Source organism: Streptomyces sp. NRRL B-24572 (assembly GCF_002156145.1).
Classification (GTDB): domain Bacteria; phylum Actinomycetota; class Actinomycetes; order Streptomycetales; family Streptomycetaceae; genus Streptomyces; species Streptomyces vietnamensis.
Map to the genome: position 1 here is coordinate 1 of NZ_MWIG01000765.1, position 1720 is coordinate 1720.

3 protein-coding genes are annotated in these 1720 nt (G+C 71.4%); 2 read left to right on the forward strand and 1 reads right to left on the reverse strand.

The annotated features are described in order from the left end of the window. Positions 1 to 388, forward strand: a 388-nt coding sequence (locus tag CCN56_RS35445) for a hypothetical protein (RefSeq protein WP_107484275.1), incomplete at its 5' end; no start/stop codon positions are given. 17 nt (positions 389 to 405) lie between these two features. Here CCN56_RS35445 and CCN56_RS35450 read toward each other — a convergent pair. Then, positions 406 to 621 (reverse strand): dodecin, encoded by a 216-nt coding sequence (locus CCN56_RS35450; protein WP_086831888.1) that lies wholly within the window; start codon positions 619 to 621, stop codon positions 406 to 408. A 314-nt stretch (positions 622 to 935) separates the two neighbouring features. On the opposite strand from CCN56_RS35450, the gene CCN56_RS35455 reads away from it, so the two are divergent. Continuing rightward, on the forward strand, positions 936 to 1720 hold a 785-nt coding region (locus CCN56_RS35455; protein ID WP_143664725.1), incomplete at its 3' end, for an extracellular solute-binding protein.

Sequence of the window (1720 nt, forward strand, 5' to 3'; positions counted from 1 at the left end):
ACGCCCTCCTCCAGCGGCGGCGCCCGACGATCCGCCGCTGGAGGAGGGCGTCGCGCTGTGCCGTGAGGCGGCCGGGGAGTGCGAGGTGGTCTACCTCACCGGGCGGCCCGAGCGCTGCCGCCGCTCGACCCTGGAGTGGCTGGCCGCGTACGGGCTCCCGGAGGGGCCCGTCCACATGCGGCGCAACCGTGACTTCCGGCCCGCCCGGGTGACCAAGGTGGAGATCCTGCGCCGCCTCGCCGCCGACCGCACGGTCAGGATGCTGGTCGACGACGACCTGGCGGTGTGCGACGCGGCGGAGGCGGCCGGCTTCCGTGTCGTACGGGCCCGCTGGGCGGAGCCCTCCGAGGTGCTGAGGGAGGCTCAGGAGACGGAGGGCCGCACCTGAGACCGGTCAGGACCGGGTCACTCCTCGTCCTCCAGGCGGAAGCCGACCTTCAGGCCGACCTGGTAGTGCTCGATCGCGCCGTCGACGAGGTGGCCGCGTACCTGCGTCACCTCGAACCAGTCGAGGCCCCGCAGGGTCTGCGAGGCGCGCTCGATGCCGTTGCGGATGGCCTGGTCGACGCCCTCGGTGGAGGTGCCGACGATCTCGGTGACACGGTAGGTGTGATTCGACATGGGGGCCGAACTCCTCTCGGTGCGTTCCCTCCACGGTGCCCCAGGGCGCGGCGGCGCGCGACACGACGGGGGCCGGACGAACCCGCCCGCGCGGCACGGCGGGGGTCCTGACGAACCCGCGAGTAACTACCGACGGTAACGGAGCGGGTCGTCCGCCCGGGCGCGGAGCGGGAACGTCAAGGACTTGACCATCCCATTGGTCCAGACCAGAATCCAGGCCACATACCCGCGCGAACACCCCGTTCGGTCCCCCCACGCCGGGTCAGCCCCCATGCGCACGACCCCGTGCCGGACCTGAGCAGAAGGTGACCCACGTGAAGAACCGCCATCTAGCGTGCCCCCTGGCCGCCGCCACCGCGCTCGCCCTCGCGGGCTGCGGGATGCTCCCGGGCGGCGACGGCGGGACGAAGACCGTGAACGTCTGGCTCATGCGGGACAGCGTCAGCGAGGACTTCCTCACGCGCTTCACCGAGGCGTACGAGCAGGAGCACGACGGGGTCGAGCTGGAGTTCACCGTCCAGGAGTGGACCGGCATCGGCAAGAAGGTCACCGAGGCGATCCAGGGCTCCGGCGGCCCCGACGTCATCGAGGTCGGCAACACCCAGGTCGCCCAGTACGCCGACACCGACAAGCTGTTCGACCTCACCCTGGAGTCGGTCCGCGACCTCGGCAGGGAGGACTGGCTGCCCGGCCTCGCCGAGCCCGGCAGCATCGGCGGAGCCCAGTACGGCATCCCCTGGTACGCGGCCAACCGCATCGTCATCTACAACAAGGAGCTGTTCGCGGACGCCGGCATCGACAAGCCGCCGGCCACCCGCGCCGAGTGGCTCGACGACACCGAGAAGCTCGACAAGAACGGCTCCCAGGGCATCTACCTCGCCGGACAGGACTGGTACACCCTCTCCGGCTTCATCTGGGACGAGGGCGGCGAACTCGCCGTCGACAAGGGCGGCCAGTGGACCGGCGCGCTCGACAGCCCGGCCGCCCAGCGCGGCATGGCCTTCTACAAGAAGCTCCAGGCCCTCGGCTCCGGCCCGAAGAACGCCGACGAGCAGACCCCGCCGCAGGCCGACGTCTTCGCCGAGGGCCTGGAGCTTCT

What these genes read in the sequence shown, in the direction of transcription:
- CCN56_RS35450 (WP_086831888.1), bottom strand. Translation starts at nt 621, where the DNA reads ATGTCGAATCACACCTACCGTGTCACCGAGATCGTCGGCACCTCCACC.